The following is a 16,534-nucleotide window of genomic DNA, read 5'->3' as shown; positions in this document are numbered from 1 at the left end:
CATCTCATTTATTGGCGGTTATATTCTATTTCAAAGTACATAACATCGATAGACTAGCGTTCTATTATATTGTGCTGTCGGTAAGGAATTAGCGTGAGTAAGTTACCAGTTATCGTGGGTTTTGGCGGGGTTAATGCTGCCGGTCGTAGTTCATTTCATCACGGCTACCGCCGAATGGTGGTTGATGCATTACCCGGTGATAAGGCGAGGCGAACTTACCAAAGTTTGGCCGCGATAATGGGCGTCCCGAGTGATCAAATCGATTCGGAAGCACAGCGTCAGTACATGCGCGACCATACCTTAATTCGCAAGATCGAGGGTAATATTTTTGATACCGAGCATGTTGCGTGGAATAAGCGTATGGCGCTATCTGGCGCGGAGGGCGTGTTGCAGTTTGTGACCCGTGCGCGAGATTTGCCTGACAGCTTGCCAAGCGGTTGGCAAGTCACAGAATTAGGCGACGGCAAAGTGTCTGTAAGCGTGAGCGATGGCTGCAATATGTTGTTGCCAACCACGCGTAAAATCGAAGTGTCTTCGGCTGGGCAGCTACCTACTGGTTTTGATCCGGCTAGTCTGTATGGTTCGCGAAACCATCCGCGCGGTTTGCAAATGGCCATTTGTGGCGCTTCTGACGCCCTAAAATCCATGGGGATAGAGTGGCAGACGGTGATGGACAGTATTCGCCCAGATCAAATGGGGGTGTACGCAAGCTCGGCAATGGCACAGTTGGATGACAATGGTTTCGGTGGCCTACTAGGCGCACGCGCCAACGGCGGTCGCGTGAGTTCTAAGCAGCTCGCTTTGGGCTTGGCCGATATGCCGGCCGATTTTGTGAGCGCCTATGTCTTGGGTAACGTTGGTACCAGTGGGCCAAGCTTGGGTGCCTGCGCGACCTTCTTTTATAATCTGCGTCAAGCGGTTAACGACATTCGCAATGGTCTTATTAAAGTGGCCGTGGTTGGCGTAGCGGAATCCGGTGTTGATCCGCGGGTTATCGATGGTTACTACACAATGGGTGCCCTGGCATCTGATGCCGAGCTGTTAAAGCTCGATGCTGAAAAAGGCTTAACAGAGCCGGATTATCGCCGCGCTAGCCGCCCTTTTAGCAGTAATTGCGGTTTTACGATTTCTGAGTCCTCGCAGTTTATTGTGCTGTTCGACGATGAGCTGGCTTTGCAGCTCGGCGCACAAATTCATGGCTCTGTAGCCGATGTATTTACCAATGCTGACGGATATAAAAAATCAATATCGTCACCGGGTATCGGCAATTATTTAACCATGGCAAAGGCAGTTGCTGCAGCGGCTGGTATTATTGGTGACAAGGCAATAAAGACCCGCAGCTTTGTTCAGTCGCACGGCACCAGCACCCCGCAGAATCGCGTCACTGAATCACATATTTTGAATGAGACCGCCAAAATATTTGGTATCGAGAATTGGCCGGTGGCGGCGATCAAAGCCTATATCGGTCATAGCATTGGTGCAGCATCCGGGGACCAACTTATCGCTAGTCTTGGGATTTGGCACGACAATATATTACCGGGTATCGCAACCATCGATCATATTGCAGATGATGTTCATCAGAGTCATTTACGTCTGCAAAAGGAGCACATGGAGTTTGAGCCGGACAGCTTTGATGTCGGTATCCTTAATGCCAAGGGGTTCGGCGGCAATAATGCTAGCGTTGCGCTGCTGTCACCCATATTGAGTGAGAAAATGCTCAAGGGGCGCCACGGCAATCATGTGTGGCAGTCTTATTTGGGGCGGCGCGAGGAAGTGCAGACAAAAGCGGCTGCTTATGATGATGCGGCCTGTGAAACGGGCTTCAGCGTTAAGTACCAGTTTGGCGAAAATGTACTTGATGGTGGCGACCTTGCACTAAGTCGTGCTGGAATTGGCATTAAAGGCTGGGCCGAAAAAGTCGCGCTGGAGTTTGAGTCACCGTATGCCAATTGGCTGGATTCGAAGGAATAAGTCGCCGAGCCGTAGCCCAATTCTTGGCTGTGGTGCAAAGCAGGGGTAAATACGGATAGGTTAAGCCCAGGCTGTGTGGCTTACTCATTGGTAAATTACCGTGTTTTTAACAGAGTCAAATGGGAGGAGGTATGCGGGAATTTATCCGTCATTCCAGCGAATTTCCCGTCGCCATTAAGGTGACAGGGGAAGCCGGATCCCGTCGTGGCTGTCTGCGAGACCTTAGCGTTGCTGGGCTATCTTTTGACGTTGCCAGTAAAATTGATGTTGGCAGCAAGATTAATTTTTATGTGCCGTCGCTATCAGATGAGCCCGCTGGCCGGGGTCATGTGGTGTGGTGCCGCCCATTGCGTGCGAGTTATCGTTTAGGCGTTGAATTCGAGACGGAGCAAGATGCCTATCGCACGCGTATGGTTGAGCAAGTCTGTCAAATTGAAAACTACCGGCGCGAAGTCAAGGAGTTGGAAGGGCGAGTGCTCGAGCCCGAAGATGCTGCCGTGGAGTGGATAGAGAGCTACGCAGCTGATTTTGACCGACGATTTTCTTAAGTTCATGAAAGGCTTGCACTGTGGCTAGATGTTTATCAAGTCGAGACAGCTAATTAAATTCATGGTTGAATAGGTCCCCCGCAAGTTCGGGGGATTTTTTTTGCCCAGAGGAAATGGACAATGAAACATGAGGCGGCTGCGCGAGTCGTGATAAATATGCCGAGGGAGCAGGCTTGGAGTTTGCTCAAAGATTTATCACTTGCCCATAACTATGTACCTGGAATTACCCACACGGAAATTACAACAGAGAAGGCTGAGGGCCCTGGTGCAAGCCGGCGAGTCTTTCAGTCGTCTGGCAAGGGCATGGATGAGACTATCGTTGAGTGGAATGAGGGCCACGGCTTTCTAATTCGGCTTCATCGCGGCGAAAAAGGCGCGCCGCCGCCATTTGCTAATGCGGCATTTCGCTACCGTCTTGACGATGCCGGGCATAACTGTACTGCGCTGACTACGAGTTTAATGTTTGACATGCGCTGGGGCGCATTGGGCCGGTTTTTACACTCGCGGCTATTACATAAAACATTTCGTGGTGTTATTCGCGACGTGGCAATTAGCATGAAGCAGTTTTATGAAACTGGAGAACCGGTGAAGCCAGAGCAATTGAAGCAACTGCGGATTAACGCAAGGCAAGCCGCCTGATGGAAGCCTTAACATTACTTAAGACCCGTAACTCTGCGGCAAAACTGTGTGCGCCTGGGCCAAAGGATGAAGACTTGGAAGAGATCTTTGCAGCGGCTAGCCGCGCGCCAGATCACAGTCGTCTTCGTCCCTGGCGATTCTTAGTGGTGAGAGGGGAGTCTTTGAGCGCCTTGGGTGAGCTGTTTGCCACTGCCGCTATGCAACGCAACAGGGAATTAAGTGAAGCTGATTGCCAGCGCTTTCGACTGCAGCCTTTGCGTGCGCCACTGATTTTGGTGGTGATCGCCTGTATCAAAGACCACCCCAAAGTGCCGGTTATCGAACAACAGTTGTCGGCCGGCTGTGCCGCTCACGGTGCATTGCTCGCAGCCGAAGCCCTAGGCTATGCTGCCATCTGGCGGACGGGCGAAAATGCATTTGATCCCGTCGTTCACAAGGGGTTGGGGCTGGAGAGCCACGAAGAGATTTCCGGCTTTTTGTACATGGGGACACGTGAGGGATCAGCCAAGCCTTTACCTGAAATGCTGCCGACTGATTTTATGAAAGAGTGGAGATAATAATGAACAGTGTCGTTCCGCCGAGTTACACCACCTTAAAAGTGCGAATGGAAGAACACGTTGCATGGGTTGCCTTAAATCGTCCAGATAAGGCAAACGCAATGAATGAAGCCATGTGGGATGAGATTCAAGCGTGTTTTGAGTGGTTGGATCAAGAGCCCCTCGTCCGCGCCGTGGTCTTGTGTGGTGAAGGTAAACACTTTTGTGCAGGAATTGATCTAGCCATGTTTGCTGGATTGGCGCAATCAGCTGAGGGCATGGAGAAGTCGCGCTTTGTTGAATGGTTTAGAGCCGTTATTTTGCGTTTGCAGGGTAATTTGACGGCTATTGAGCGCTGCCGTAAGCCAGTGCTGGCGGCCATACAAGGTAGTTGTGTGGGTGGTGGTGTCGATATTATCAGCGCGTGTGATATGCGCTATTGCAGCGATGGCGTCAAATTCTCAATTAAAGAAATCGACATTGGTATGGTTGCTGATGTCGGCACGTTGCAGCGCCTGCCGCATATCATTCCTGCTGGTGTGATGCGCGAACTGGCCTACACTGGTCGCAATGTCGATGCGACTGAAGCCGAACGAATTGGCTTAGTGAATCGCCGTTTTGACAACTATGAAGAAATGATCGAATTCGTATCCGCGCTGGCGCAGGATATTGCCCGTAAATCCCCTTTGGCGATCCGTGGCAGCAAGCAAATGCTTCTTTATAGTCGCGATCATAGTGTGTCTGACGCTCTTGATTATCAGGCCACATGGAATGGTGGCATGCTCAGCTTTGAAGACGTGATGCAAGCCATTACAGCTACCAGCGAAGGCAAGACCGCAGACTTTAAAGATTAAGAATCGTTTAATTTCCCTCCGCCGAACAGCGGGGTGCTTGTACTGGCCCTGCTAGTTGGTAAACTCCCTGTAACCAAAATAAATACAGCGACGGATTCGCCCTCTGTCTATGTTGAGCGACCGCGACTCATGCAAACCCGTACAATTTTTAACACGCCTATAGTGAGCGGCTTTTTTCGTGTGATATTTAAAACGCTTACTTGCTTGATCAGGTGGCGAATTGTAGGTGTAAAGCCCGTTGAGAAAAAATACGTGCTGATTGCGGCGCCGCACACCAGTAACTGGGATTTCCCAACCATGATGGTAGTTGCCTTTGTGTTAGGTTTAGACCCGCACTGGGTGGGCAAGCACACCTTGTTTCCCAAGGGGATTCTCGGGGTGGTCATGCGCTGGCTGGGTGGTATCGGTATAGACCGCCGGACGGCACACAATACAGTTGATCAAATGGTGGCGGAGTATACTGCTCGCGATGAGTTAATGGTCTTGATTGCGCCTGAAGGCACTCGTAGCAAGGTTGAAAATTGGAAGGCGGGCTTCTATCACATTGCGGTTGGTGCCGGTGTGCCGATCTATTTGGGATTTCTTGATACCAAGACCCGAACGACAGGTATTGCAAAGGCATTCTATCCGACCGGCGACTACGAAAAAGATATCGCGGAAATAAAGTCGTTTTATAAAGACAAGGTCGGATTTAACCCCGAGATGGCTTAAACTGAGTTTTTGCTCGAAATATATATGAAAAAATTAAATAAAAAATGCGGGAAATTACCATGTTAAAACTGAGTAGAAATATTGTGTCATCGGTACTCTGTGTTGCCGCAATATTCCATTCGTTATTTGTCTTCGCGGACACTTCGGCGACAGTTAATACCGAAAGCATTATCGCTAATTCGCCAGATAATTGGTTGTCTTATGGCAAAGATTACAAAGAGCAGCGCTACAGCGAACTTGATAAAATTAATGTTGGCAATGTCGCTGATTTAAGTTTGGCATGGTCTTTCGATACAGATTTTAACCGCGGCCTAGAAGCTACCCCAATTGTTATCGATGGTGTTTTATATGTAACAGGTAATTGGAGTGTGGTCTATGCACTCGATGCGCGAAGCGGAAAGTTACTTTGGAAATATGACCCGCAGGTGCCCAGAGAATGGGCAAAAATGGCGTGTTGCGATGTGGTGAATCGCGGTGTGGCGGCCTATGAAGGCAAGATTATATTTGGCACTCTTGATGCGCGTCTGATCGCGTTAGATGCGGCCAGCGGAGAAAACCTCTGGGAAGTGGCAACGGCTGATATCACGGCTTATCCGTACACCATTACTGGCGCACCTCGTGTCGCCAAAGGCAAAGTATTTATTGGCAATGGCGGTGCTGAATACGGTGTACGTGGATACGTAAGTGCTTATGACGTAAATACTGGTGAGCAACTTTGGCGTTTTTATACGGTACCTGCTAACCCCGCGGACGGTTTCGAAAATGATGCAATGGAAGCTGCCGCTAAAACTTGGACCGGTAAGTGGTGGGAGTACGGCGGTGGTGGCACAGTTTGGGACTCCATTGTTTATGATAACGAATTAGATCAACTGTATATTGGTGTGGGTAACGGTTCTCCTTGGAATGCGAAAATTCGCAGCCCAGAAGGGGGGGATAATTTATATTTGTCATCCGTTGTCGCCTTGAATCCTGATAGCGGCGAATACATTTGGCACTATCAGGAAACGCCGGCGGAATCGTGGGACTACACCGCAACTCAACACATCATGCTTGCAGATATGGATGTAAATGGCGAGCAACGTAAAGTCATATGGCATGCCCCTAAAAATGGCTTCTTTTTCGTTATAGATAGGGTGAGTGGCAAAATGCTCTCTGCTGAGCCCTATGGTGATATTAATTGGGCTAGTCATTATGACCTTGAAACGGGGCGCCCAGTGGAAACTGAAAACGCCCGGTTTTTGGATGAGCCAACAATTATAAGACCTTCATCTATGGGGGCGCATAATTGGCAGCCGATGGCTTATAGCCCTCAAACCGGCTTGGTTTACATCCCTGTAATTAATAGCTTGTTTGAATATAAGGCGGTAGACGAATATTTGCATGAGTGGGGGCAGTGGAATTTAGGTATATATTTGCAACAGCAATCTGTTTCTGACCCAATTCTTGCGCAGTTTCTAACAAGCAAAATCACCCAGGGCTCTTTATTGGCATGGGATCCGGTAAAGCAAGAGGCAGCATGGGAGGTGCCGCATAAACTTACTTGGAATGGCGGCTTACTAGCGACCGCCGGTGGTCTGGTATTTCAGGGTTCTGCAGAAGGTCAGGTATTGGCTTTCCGTGCAGACAATGGCGAAAAGCTTTGGTCCTTTGAAGCGAATACCGGGGTTATGGCACCGCCGGTAACTTACACCGTCGATGGTGAGCAATATGTGACGATCCTGGCGGGTTGGGGGGGGGCATTTGGTCTGATTGCCGGTCTGGAAAATGATGTTGCTCCGCCACCAAGTAGAGTGTTGACATTTAAATTAGGTGGCAGTGCGCCGCAGCTACCTGCGAATCCGCTCAAGCAAAAGTTTGAGCCGCCTGCGCGTTTAACAGATGACGAAGCAATTTTGGAGAAGGGGCGTGGTTTGTACTATGCCTACTGTAATGCCTGTCATGGTACAGAAGCGATTTCTAACGGTGCGATTCCAGATTTGCGCCATTTGCCGAAGGCGTTCCATGATAATTTTAACGCCATAGTTTTAGATGGGGTGATGAAAAAAGCCGGTATGGTGGGCTTTTCTGATGTGTTAAGTGAAGACGATGCCTTTGCATTGCACGCGTATATTATAGAGCAAGCCAACGTCGACAAAGAAAGTCGCGCACAGCCAAGTTGGTTGATTTCTATTAAAACGTGGTTTTACGGTATTGTCGCAAAATTGCTTGGTTTTGCGATGAGTTTTAGCTAACGCGTTGCGACGATAACATCGCACAATCGATTGTTAATGATTGTGCGAAGGTCGGCGGCCAATTCTCTGTAAAAAACCCGATTCGGCGAATTGGCCCGCCACACCAAGGCGTGCTTTCGCAAAATCGGTATATTGCGAAGCTCGCATACATAGAGCGCTTCTGGGTTGTGCATTTCGGAGTGCACATATAATCCTGGTAAAAAGGCTACGCCCATTCCCATAACGACCATTTGCCTTAATGTGTCTAAGCTAGTGCCTTCGTAGTCGCGCTGAAGATCGGCGCCCCAACGTTCACATATCTCTTGCACCTGTAAATGAAAATGATGTTTTTCTTCGAGGGTTAGTATTTTCTCCCCCCGTAATTTACTTGGTGTAATGCTCTTCTGTCCGGAGAGGGGGTGGTTTATCGGGACGACAAATTTTAGTGGCTCGATGAATAATGGGGTCATCGCAAGTTGGGGGATTGTCAGCGGCAGTGGAACAATAGCTAAGTCGTAAACCCCATCTAATAAATCTTTTTGCAATTCTCGGTGGGTCGCTTCGCGAACGTATAGTTTTAAGTTTACGTGCAGATCATGCAGATCTGGTAGCACGTGGGGCAGTAAATAAGGGCCAACGGTTGGTGGCACGCCAAGGCGATAGGTTGTTTGATGCCCGTCGATTTTGGCTGCGGCCATGTCTTCAAACTCTTTCATACTGAGTAACACTTGCCGCGCGGCGTCGAGTAAATCTCTGCCGCTAGGTGAAAGCAATGTCCCCGCTCTGGAGCGCTCAAAAAGCTGAGTATTGAGCGTGGATTCAAGGATCGCTATCTGGTTTGTGAGGGCCGGCTGGCTCATTCTCAGTTCTTCGGCGGCACGCCGATAGCTCGCATGCTTGGCTACTGCAACAAAATAATTTAGCTGCTTTATGCTGGGGGAGCTTATTTTTGATGCCATGATCGCGCCTTTTTCTGATAACTTAATGATATCAGCAAATACTATACCTTGTTATTAAACTATCAAAGGATAATCATCTCGAAATTGACTCCAGATTGTTCATTAACGAGGATGTGGTTGTGGAAGAACTTATTCAAGGTGTTGCTAAGTTTCAAAACGAGGTGTATCCAGGCAAGGAGGCTGCATTTCGAAAACTGGCGAATGGCCAAAATCCTGAAGTATTGTTTATCACTTGTGCCGACTCGCGCATTGACCCAGGCATGCTAACTCAAACCCAACCCGGGGACTTGTTCATCTGCCGTAATGCCGGCAATGTGGTGCCGCCCCACAGCAATCAAACGGGCGGTATGACAGCATCAATCGAGTTTGCTGTTGCGGCGCTTGGGGTATCGCATATTGTGGTGTGTGGGCACAGTGACTGCGGCGCGATGAAGGGCGCGATAGATCCTGGCGCCCTAGACAACCTCCCGCATGTCAAAGAGTGGCTGGGGCATTGTCGGGCAGCCCGCGAGGTTGTAAAAGAGCGACACGGCCATATTGATAAATGCCATTTAGACGAAGTCTCCAAAGAAAACGTTCTCCTTCAGCTACAGCATTTGCGCACCCACGCTGCTGTAGCGGCAAAGCTCGCAAGTGGAAAAGTTCGCCTGCACGGCTGGATTTATAATATCGCTAGCGGTGAGGTTGAGTGTTACAACGAAGAGCGGAAGCAGTTTGAATTAATGGACTCCGCCTACAGTCATTTGATTGATGGTCAGTTAGCTGCCAAGCAGGGAGTGGCCGTATGACATTTAATCGAGACACCATAGCTGGTGATATCACAGGTGGTATAACAGCGGGGGTGGTGGCTCTGCCGCTGGCTTTGGCGCTGGGTGTCGCATCTGGATTGGGGCCAATGGCTGGCATCTATGGCGCTATTGCGGTTGGTTTTTTTGCGGCCTTGTTTGGTGGTACAGCGTCGCAAATCTCTGGTCCAACTGGGCCAATGGTCGTGGTGCTAGCGGGTTTGTTCGCTAGCCTATCAGGTGATGTTGCCCTGATATTTACTACCGTTATGTTGGCCGGGGTGCTGCAAATTGTGTTTGGCTTCCTCGGTGTTGGGCAATATATTCGTCTAGTTCCTTATCCTGTCATTTCAGGCTTCATGACGGGTATCGGCGCTATTATTATAATTCTGCAAATGGGGCCGCTGTTGGGGCACGACTCGCCAGGGGATCCGCTAGGTGCAATGGCGAAGTTGCCGAATGCAATAATGGATATCAATTTTGCCAATCTTGCACTGGGTTTGGGTACATTAGCGCTGGTGTTCTTTTGGCCAACTCGGATAGGGAAATATTTGCCGGGTCCACTCGCCGCTTTAATTATCGGCACATTGGCGGCATTTTTCTTATTCGATGTTCCCGTATTAGGTGATATTCCGTCAGGGCTGCCAAGCTTGCACTGGCCGGTCTTCGAGCAAAGTAAGGCGCTTTTGATCATGGAGGCCGCATTTATTTTGGCGGTGTTGGGTTCAATTGACAGTTTGCTGACCTCATTGGTCGCCGACAATATGACCCGTCAACGCCATGACAGTAATCGCGAACTTATTGGTCAGGGTATTGGTAATACGGTTGCAGGGCTGATTGGTGGCATCGCGGGTGCGGGTGCAACAATGCGCACCGTGGTAAATATTCGTTCCGGTGGCAAAACTCGGGTTTCGGGTATGGTTCACGCGCTGCTGCTGCTAACCATTGTGCTTGGTTTGGGGCCGCTCGCCTCTAATATTCCTCTAGCTGTGCTAGCGGGTATTCTGGTGAAGGTGGGTTTAGACATAATCGACTGGAGTTATATCAAACGCGCTAATCATGGTCCGCGCTGGGATCTTGCTTTAATGGTGTTGGTATTATCGCTCACAGTATTTGTTGATCTGATTACCGCGGTTGCAGCAGGCGTGGTATTGGCCGCCTTAGCATTTGTGAAGCAAGTGGGGCAGCTGCAGATTGCCAGTCTTAAAAATATGCCTGAACATCTTGATTCCGAAGTGGAGAAGGCGTGTTTAGCGGAGTGCGGAGATCGAGTCGCACTGTTTGAGTTTAGTGGCCCGCTGAGCTTTGGCGCGGCAGCTGATCTAGGTCATCATGTTCGAGAGCACAGTGAGGTTGGCTCAAGAGTGCTAATACTTGATTTCTCTAGTGTTCCCTTCCTTGATGTGTCCGCGGTTTTGGCCGTAGAGACCATTGCGAGCGATGCCGCTAGCAGCGGTAAGCTGTTGTACTTGGCTGGAATGAATGCTGCTGTGCAAAAGATTCTTACTGGGATGAACAAGGGTATGCCTGGTAACGGTGTTTATGCAACGCGTTTAGAAGCGCTAGAGGCCGCGCAGTCTGCGATTAAGGCGAACGATAACCGTGTAGGTTCGGTAATCGGCGCTGCTGCTATGTAAGTATGAAGCACTCGGGTGGAGTTTATCCACCCGTTGCTGTTGTCGTTCATGGTTTGAAATGAAAGTGATTTAAAGGCGGCCGCGAGGCCGCTTTTTTTATAGTGCGATTTGTGTGCGTAGAGAAATTACATCTACATTGTCCGCTTCGCTGCCACTAGGTTGAATCAGTGGGCCAGCATCTAGTTCGTAGGCGCGGCTGTAACCGAAGAGAATGCGTAGATTAGCGTTTAGATACCAGTTTAGATTGAGGCTAATTCGCTGCTGGCTGCCACCTTCAATTTCCTCATCTTTTAAATCTACCTCGTCGAGTCGCAAAGCGAGCTCCCACGCGCCCCAGTGGTGTTGAGACAGGTCAAAATTATTGCGGGGCTTTAGCATTTTGAACTCACCGTCTGAGCCTTTATAGTTGCGGGTTTCTCCCGTTAATGTCCAGCCAAATTGAAGGTAATGGGCATCGAACCGTAAGTCTGATCCGCCGTCGCGTTTGATGTTTGCTTGTCCCCATTCTGCCTGTGCTGAGAAACGACCTCTCATGGCGGCGAGTTCAAGTCCAGTTAGTTGGATTTCCTCAAAGCCAGCAATGCTGCCGGTATCGCTGAGGTAAAAGTCTGACATGTTGGTGGTTTCATAGCGCAGGCGCGGCGTTTTGCTATTGCTCAAATTGTTATTGTCGTTAGCCTTGCGGAGGCCGACGTTGGCGCCGATGTGGAGTAATTTTCCAGCTTCGTTAATGGGTGCGAAGGTTCCTCTAGCGCCGAAACCGCCGCCTTCGTCAGCACCGTCGCCGCTGGCTGATATTGCATCGCCATATACTCCGCTTTGAAATGACCAGTTTTGTCCCATCGTTTTTACATTTACGCCCATCGCACGGTCGAAATGTGGCAATGTCAGTGCAGTAAGCAGCGAGCGCTCATTGAACATAATGTCATTGGAGCTTTCTTGCACCTCCATGCTTACCGCATGCTTCTGGTTGCCAACGGTGATTTCGAGTTTGGGGTTGGCATGGTAGGTCATCAAAACGTCTTTCATAGAGACACTGTTGCCGCCCCAGTCTCCTTCAATGGTGTAAGTGAAATCTCTATTGAACCTGCCCTTCAATGCCAATCGCGCGCGGCGAAGCTCTGTGCCAGATACGGCTTCAACCGGGTCGCCATTACTGCGCTTTTGCAGCTCGTCATTCAAATGGGTTGTGCTGTCTGCATGTATGCGCCCACCTAGGCTGATGGCAAAGTCGCCATTACCTGACGTAACTACTAAGCCTTTGTTACCTACCTCGAGCTTGGTGAGCGCCTGGTTGTTATCTGATTGGGTGAGTTCTTTGCTGGCTGGCTCGAATGTACCTAGTTTGACCCTGTTGGCACCTGGTTCGGTAAATACCTGCTTTGTCTCGCGGTCGACGTACAGATTTAGTTGACCGGATGGGGCTGCGTTAGTGCTGACACAAGTCGCGAATAGACACAGCATGGCTAGTATTTGTGCGCGGGAGTGTTTTTGTGTGCTCTTCAATTCACCTAGTGAATTAGCGATAGATTTTGTCATTGCGTCCTCGTTCAGCAGTTTCTGCGGTAAGCAAAGGTGTCGTGCCGGTAGCTTTGTAGTGATTGTGGTCGCAATTCTGCGATATTTATATTACAGAAATATGACACTTGTGTTTTTTTGTGACGGAATTATTACATTTCTGATTTTGTGACTAGCTGTTTATTTAGGATGTAAAGCCTATGCGGTATGAGTTGGCAAACCAAGGTTTTTGTGTAATAGGAGAAAATAATTGCAAGCCTTCTGCCGATAAATTTAAGGGAAAAAAGTTCTTGTAGTAACGTCTCGCTACTGTTATTGGGCCACAATCTTGTCCACAGTATCTGTGGATAACTTGGTGGGTAACTTGTATGTTGTGGCAGGAGAGAGAGGGCTAATCGGGACTTTAACAAATTGTTCAAAAAATAGTCATTTTTAAAAAATTCAATTAAAACAATGTATTACGATAACATCTGCATCTCATTCATGATGTTGTAGTCTTAAGCGCTGTATTTTGGTCATCTGCCCCCTAACTGTGAATAAGTGTTACGTCAAGGCTTAAATAATGTTACCTGTTACGTATTTCTACTTATTATTGGGTATTCGCGGCGGCTTGATCGAAAACGGTGCGGCAATTAAAAATTACCCGCCCTTGTAAACACACCCACTGGTGCATGTTTCTCTAATTTCGACCCGACTTAGTGCGCTTAGCAGTGGTTTGAGTTGGTCCCAAATCCAGATTGCAATATTCTCGCTCGTTGGGTTTTCGAGCCCCTTTATGTCATTCAAGTAATTGTGGTCTAGTTGATCGTAGATAGGTGCGAACACTTTCTTTACCTCAGAGAAGTCCATGAGCCAGCCAGTGTGGGGATCGATATCACCTTCGATAACGATTCTCACTAGGAAACTGTGTCCGTGAAGTCGGGCGCATTTGTGACCTCGGGGGACATTGGGAAGCCGGTGTGCGGCTTCAAAGGTGAACTCTTTGTAAATTTCCACGTTTCAGTCTCAATTTTAACGATCAAAAGGGCGTGCAGGGAATCTGATTCAAGATTGGCGCTAATGGTAATCAGCTCTGGCGACGCTGTACAGCGCGCCTTAATTCATTGATTTGTTGGCTCTAGTCAGAGGTTCAATTCTTGGATAAAAAATGAACAAAATCAGTGTTATAGCTTTTTTATAAAGAAAATGTAAAAAAACAGCGTCCAGTATTTGACACCGAAAGCGATTACTGTAGAATGCGCCTCACTCGATTGAGAGGGTGATTAGCTCAGCTGGGAGAGCATCTGCCTTACAAGCAGAGGGTCGGCGGTTCGATCCCGTCATCACCCACCATAATCGTGTAAAAGTATGCGGACCGGTAGTTCAGTTGGTTAGAATGCCGGCCTGTCACGCCGGAGGTCGCGGGTTCGAGTCCCGTCCGGTCCGCCAACTTTTAGTCAGGCCTCCCTTGTTTTTCTCATATATTGCACTCATCGCCAGATGCTTGTGATCTATGTTTATATCTGGACCGGTAGTTCAGTTGGTTAGAATGCCGGCCTGTCACGCCGGAGGTCGCGGGTTCGAGTCCCGTCCGGTCCGCCAACATTTATTGGCTCTACCCCATTAACGGGGGATGGCACTCATCAAACCCTGTTAATCACACCGTCCCACCCGCAGTGGGCCAGCACTGTCATACTGTAATTTTCAAAGTTTCTAAAACCATACGCTCGTCGTGTCATCATTTCCATTTTGTTGTGGAAGCCCTCCGTTATTCCACTTTTTTCTCGTTGCAATTGATTTCTCACCTATAATGTCTTTCGTAATTGCGATTGGTTTTTTTGTACTACTTTTAACTGTCGCCGGCATATTTAAAATGTGAGTGGAGGTTTATTTGGGCGCATTAACTGAGGCGGTGGTTTTTTTTAAAGGTAGTGACGTCGTTAAAGAGATGTTCTTTGCCGAATTTGAAGCTGTACTGGATGACGTGGTTGGCATTCCTGATTTTGCGAGCGACGAGATTCAGGCCGCTTTTGTTCAAATAGAAGATACGCTGGTGGTTACTGGTGTGGTGTTCTTTATGATCAGTTTTGACGGTCGAGGCAGAGTTACTGGTCATTGGAATATCCCGCTTCGGCATTTACTTGACCACGCCAGCTATGGCCCTGATTTAGGGGCGGGCCCCATTCGTGTTGCCTGTCGCAGTGCGTGTCCAGTCGCATGGTATCGTCGGCAGCTGTGGGATCCAGACACGGGCACACATGGTACATTTAGTAGGATTAGCGCGGCAGCGACTCGCAACCGTCTAGGTATCATTAGTGAGAGTGGTAACCGTGTGATTCCCCGCGGCAATGTGTCTGATTTTTTTAAAACCCAGGCAGAGGTTCAGACCACTTCCGTTCCGCTCGACCAAGCGCAGCCTAAATCCCAGCGCCCATCAGAGCCCCAGCCCAAGTCTGGCCCCATTTTTCATCGCCGCTATCGCCGTAAATTACTTGCCATAAGAAGCGCGGAACAACTAAAACTTGCCACCCAGGCGGAAACATACAGCAGTGCCTTAGAGTCACAAGCAGAGGAGTTCACGCGTCAACTTCGTGAGCGCGAACTGCTAATAAAAGATCAAAAGGCGAAGTTGGAGGATTTGTCAAAGTTGGAGCAGGAAGTGCAGTCGCGCTTGGGTAGGCAGCAGCGACTATTGCACCAAAAGACAGAAGAGCTAGAGGCATTATTATCTCGAGGCGGACATGACTATCAAGTGCAAATGGAAGAATTACGTAAGGAGTACGCCGAGGAGCTGGAGCGACGTTTAAAAGACCAGGCGCTTCAATTAGAAGATACATTACATCGGCGTGAACGGGAGCTCTATGACCGCTCGACCGAAATAGTTGAGCTGCGTGGCGAATTAAGTACCTTGCGCGAACAAAATAGAACATTGATGGTAGACAGTGACGACAAGCTTTTGAAAACAATGGTTGAAAAAGGTGTTGTGTTTATTGCTTATCATCCCGGGGTGGAGCACTTGGTGATATCGCAAGAAGAAATGCCTGAGTACCTTCGTGAACCTCTGCTCTATGTTGCCTCGCGCTGTGAGGTGTCAGATGCTCAATATCGTGAGTGGCTAGCCCATTATCGATTACCGATTTGTCGTGCCACAGATGACGATATGCAATATTGCGGTCAACCTATTAAAAAAGTGATGCGGCCTATGTTGTTTCGGTCTGGTGAGAGCGATCGTTGCCATGAACATAGTACGTCGGGTTTGTCGTAATGCTCTTTGCAACCTTGTTAATTCGCACGCTCTGAGATGAGCTTGATAGAGTATTTGTTCACTTCGTCGAGCGGAGTGGGTGTCGATATACTGCGATTAGATTCCGTCGAAAGCTCCGCGTCGGGTAATAAATGGTTCAAGTTAGTATTGAATATTGAGGCGGCAGAGCATGCCGCTGCTGATTCTATACTCAGTTTTGGTGGCGCTTACTCTAACCATTTACATGCATTGGCGGCCGTTGGCTTCTCGAAAGGGTTTGCGACGATAGGCTGTGTGCGCGCCGATTCAAGCTCGGAGCTCACCCCAACCTTGCAAGACGCAAAGCGCTGGGGAATGTCGCTGCACTATTTAAGCCGCAGCGAGTATCGACGCCGCCATGATCAAGACTTTATCTCTGAGCTACAGGCTCAATATCCCAGTGCTTACATAGTTCCCGAGGGCGGTGGAAACACTCTTGGTGCTAAAGGCTGTGCGGGTATTGTCGACTTAATACCCAATGCCGGTGGAGACTATGCCGCAATAGTTTTGGCCTGCGGCACGGGCACAACGCTGGTTGGGATTGCATCAAAAGTGGCTGAGGGTGTCAGTGTTATCGGCGTGCCAGTATTAAAGGCCGAAAAATTTATGGCCTCAGACATAACTGCAATGTTTCAGTCGCTTAAGGGTGATCGAGGAAATTGGCGCTTGGATCATCGGTTTCACGGCGGGGCATACGCGCACTTGCCTGAGCAGATGGCCCAATATATGGAGGAATTCGAGCTTGAGTACGGAGTTTATCTTGACCCAATATATACGGCAAAGGCGGCTTATGCGCTCCAGTGTATGGTGGATAATAATGAATTTGCCGCAGGTATTCGGGTGTTACTTGTTCACACTGGCGGACTGCAGGGCCGGCGCGGCTTTGGTTTGAATCCAGAATGAC

General features: G+C 49.1%; 14 protein-coding genes, 3 tRNA genes and 1 pseudogene. 14 read left to right on the top strand and 4 right to left on the bottom strand.

Annotation, left to right across the window (positions count from 1 at the left end; genetic code table 11):
* Positions 1-93: 93 nt before the first annotated feature.
* The 7 genes from KXJ70_RS02620 to KXJ70_RS02590 all read left to right on the top strand — a co-directional run bounded on the left by KXJ70_RS02620 (position 94) and on the right by KXJ70_RS02590 (position 7,490).
* A complete protein-coding gene (locus tag KXJ70_RS02620) occupies positions 94-1,971 on the top strand; it encodes a beta-ketoacyl synthase (protein WP_219041897.1) in 1,878 nt (625 codons plus the stop codon).
* Positions 1,972-2,102: 131 nt separating this feature from the next.
* Positions 2,103-2,519, top strand: a complete 417-nt coding sequence (locus tag KXJ70_RS02615) for a PilZ domain-containing protein (protein WP_219041896.1) — start codon at positions 2,103-2,105, stop codon at positions 2,517-2,519.
* A gap of 120 nt (positions 2,520-2,639) precedes the next feature.
* A complete protein-coding gene (locus KXJ70_RS02610; RefSeq protein WP_219041895.1) occupies positions 2,640-3,158 on the top strand; it encodes an SRPBCC family protein in 519 nt (172 codons plus the stop codon).
* Positions 3,158-3,715 carry a nitroreductase family protein gene (locus KXJ70_RS02605; protein ID WP_219041894.1) on the top strand — a complete coding sequence of 186 codons (558 nt, stop codon included), beginning with the start codon at positions 3,158-3,160 and terminating at the stop codon, positions 3,713-3,715. Before KXJ70_RS02610 ends, KXJ70_RS02605 begins: the two co-directional genes overlap by 1 nt.
* Before the next feature lie 2 nt (positions 3,716-3,717).
* Positions 3,718-4,548 carry a crotonase/enoyl-CoA hydratase family protein gene (locus KXJ70_RS02600; protein WP_219041893.1) on the top strand — a complete coding sequence of 277 codons (831 nt, stop codon included), beginning with the start codon at positions 3,718-3,720 and terminating at the stop codon, positions 4,546-4,548.
* 204 nt (positions 4,549-4,752) lie between these two features.
* Positions 4,753-5,259 carry a lysophospholipid acyltransferase family protein gene (locus tag KXJ70_RS02595; protein WP_255558167.1) on the top strand — a complete coding sequence of 169 codons (507 nt, stop codon included), beginning with the start codon at positions 4,753-4,755 and terminating at the stop codon, positions 5,257-5,259.
* 59 nt (positions 5,260-5,318) lie between these two features.
* Positions 5,319-7,490 carry a PQQ-dependent dehydrogenase, methanol/ethanol family gene (locus KXJ70_RS02590; RefSeq protein ID WP_219041891.1) on the top strand — a complete coding sequence of 724 codons (2,172 nt, stop codon included), beginning with the start codon at positions 5,319-5,321 and terminating at the stop codon, positions 7,488-7,490.
* Here the strand turns inward: KXJ70_RS02590 and KXJ70_RS02585 are convergent.
* Positions 7,487-8,428 (bottom strand): hydrogen peroxide-inducible genes activator, encoded by a 942-nt coding sequence (locus tag KXJ70_RS02585; protein ID WP_219041890.1) that lies wholly within the window; start codon positions 8,426-8,428, stop codon positions 7,487-7,489. The two genes, KXJ70_RS02590 and KXJ70_RS02585, sit on opposite strands and share 4 nt — an antisense overlap.
* Before the next feature lie 119 nt (positions 8,429-8,547).
* Between KXJ70_RS02585 and KXJ70_RS02580 the strand changes: the two genes are divergently transcribed.
* Positions 8,548-9,216, top strand: coding sequence for a carbonic anhydrase (locus KXJ70_RS02580; RefSeq protein ID WP_219041889.1), 669 nt, complete (start codon positions 8,548-8,550; stop codon positions 9,214-9,216).
* Positions 9,213-10,850: a SulP family inorganic anion transporter gene (locus KXJ70_RS02575; RefSeq protein ID WP_219041888.1), complete on the top strand. Its 1,638-nt coding sequence runs from the start codon at positions 9,213-9,215 to the stop codon at positions 10,848-10,850. The genes KXJ70_RS02580 and KXJ70_RS02575 overlap by 4 nt, the downstream gene beginning before the upstream one ends.
* 96 nt (positions 10,851-10,946) lie before the next feature.
* Here the strand turns inward: KXJ70_RS02575 and KXJ70_RS02570 are convergent, their stop codons facing one another.
* Together KXJ70_RS02570 and queD are read right to left on the bottom strand one after the other, a co-directional pair.
* Positions 10,947-12,389, bottom strand: coding sequence for an OprO/OprP family phosphate-selective porin (locus KXJ70_RS02570; protein ID WP_219041887.1), 1,443 nt, complete (start codon positions 12,387-12,389; stop codon positions 10,947-10,949).
* A 618-nt stretch (positions 12,390-13,007) separates the two neighbouring features.
* Positions 13,008-13,364: a 6-carboxytetrahydropterin synthase QueD gene (gene queD / locus KXJ70_RS02565; RefSeq protein WP_219041886.1), complete on the bottom strand. Its 357-nt coding sequence runs from the start codon at positions 13,362-13,364 to the stop codon at positions 13,008-13,010.
* Between the two features lie 260 nt (positions 13,365-13,624).
* Between queD and KXJ70_RS02560 the strand changes: the two genes are divergently transcribed.
* The 3 genes from KXJ70_RS02560 to KXJ70_RS02550 all read left to right on the top strand — a co-directional run bounded on the left by KXJ70_RS02560 (position 13,625) and on the right by KXJ70_RS02550 (position 13,949).
* Positions 13,625-13,700 (top strand) — tRNA-Val (locus KXJ70_RS02560).
* A gap of 19 nt (positions 13,701-13,719) precedes the next feature.
* Positions 13,720-13,796: transfer RNA gene (locus KXJ70_RS02555), tRNA-Asp, on the top strand.
* A gap of 76 nt (positions 13,797-13,872) precedes the next feature.
* Positions 13,873-13,949 (top strand) — tRNA-Asp (locus KXJ70_RS02550).
* Positions 13,950-13,990: 41 nt separating this feature from the next.
* Here the strand turns inward: KXJ70_RS02550 and KXJ70_RS02545 are convergent.
* Positions 13,991-14,131, bottom strand: a pseudogene (locus KXJ70_RS02545) (transposase); the annotation flags it as partial.
* Between the two features lie 107 nt (positions 14,132-14,238).
* Between KXJ70_RS02545 and KXJ70_RS02540 the strand changes: the two are divergent.
* Together KXJ70_RS02540 and KXJ70_RS02535 are read left to right on the top strand one after the other, a co-directional pair.
* Positions 14,239-15,612, top strand: coding sequence for a hypothetical protein (locus KXJ70_RS02540; protein WP_219041885.1), 1,374 nt, complete (start codon positions 14,239-14,241; stop codon positions 15,610-15,612).
* A gap of 36 nt (positions 15,613-15,648) precedes the next feature.
* Complete coding sequence (locus KXJ70_RS02535; protein WP_219041884.1) at positions 15,649-16,533, top strand: 1-aminocyclopropane-1-carboxylate deaminase/D-cysteine desulfhydrase; 885 nt, start codon at positions 15,649-15,651, stop codon at positions 16,531-16,533.
* Position 16,534: the final 1 nt, after the last annotated feature.

This window comes from Zhongshania aquimaris, from assembly GCF_019312595.1.
GTDB lineage: Bacteria > Pseudomonadota > Gammaproteobacteria > Pseudomonadales > Spongiibacteraceae > Spongiibacter > Spongiibacter aquimaris.
The sequence above is the reverse complement of the archived record's forward strand: the minus strand, read 5'-3'. Positions and strand labels throughout refer to the sequence as shown.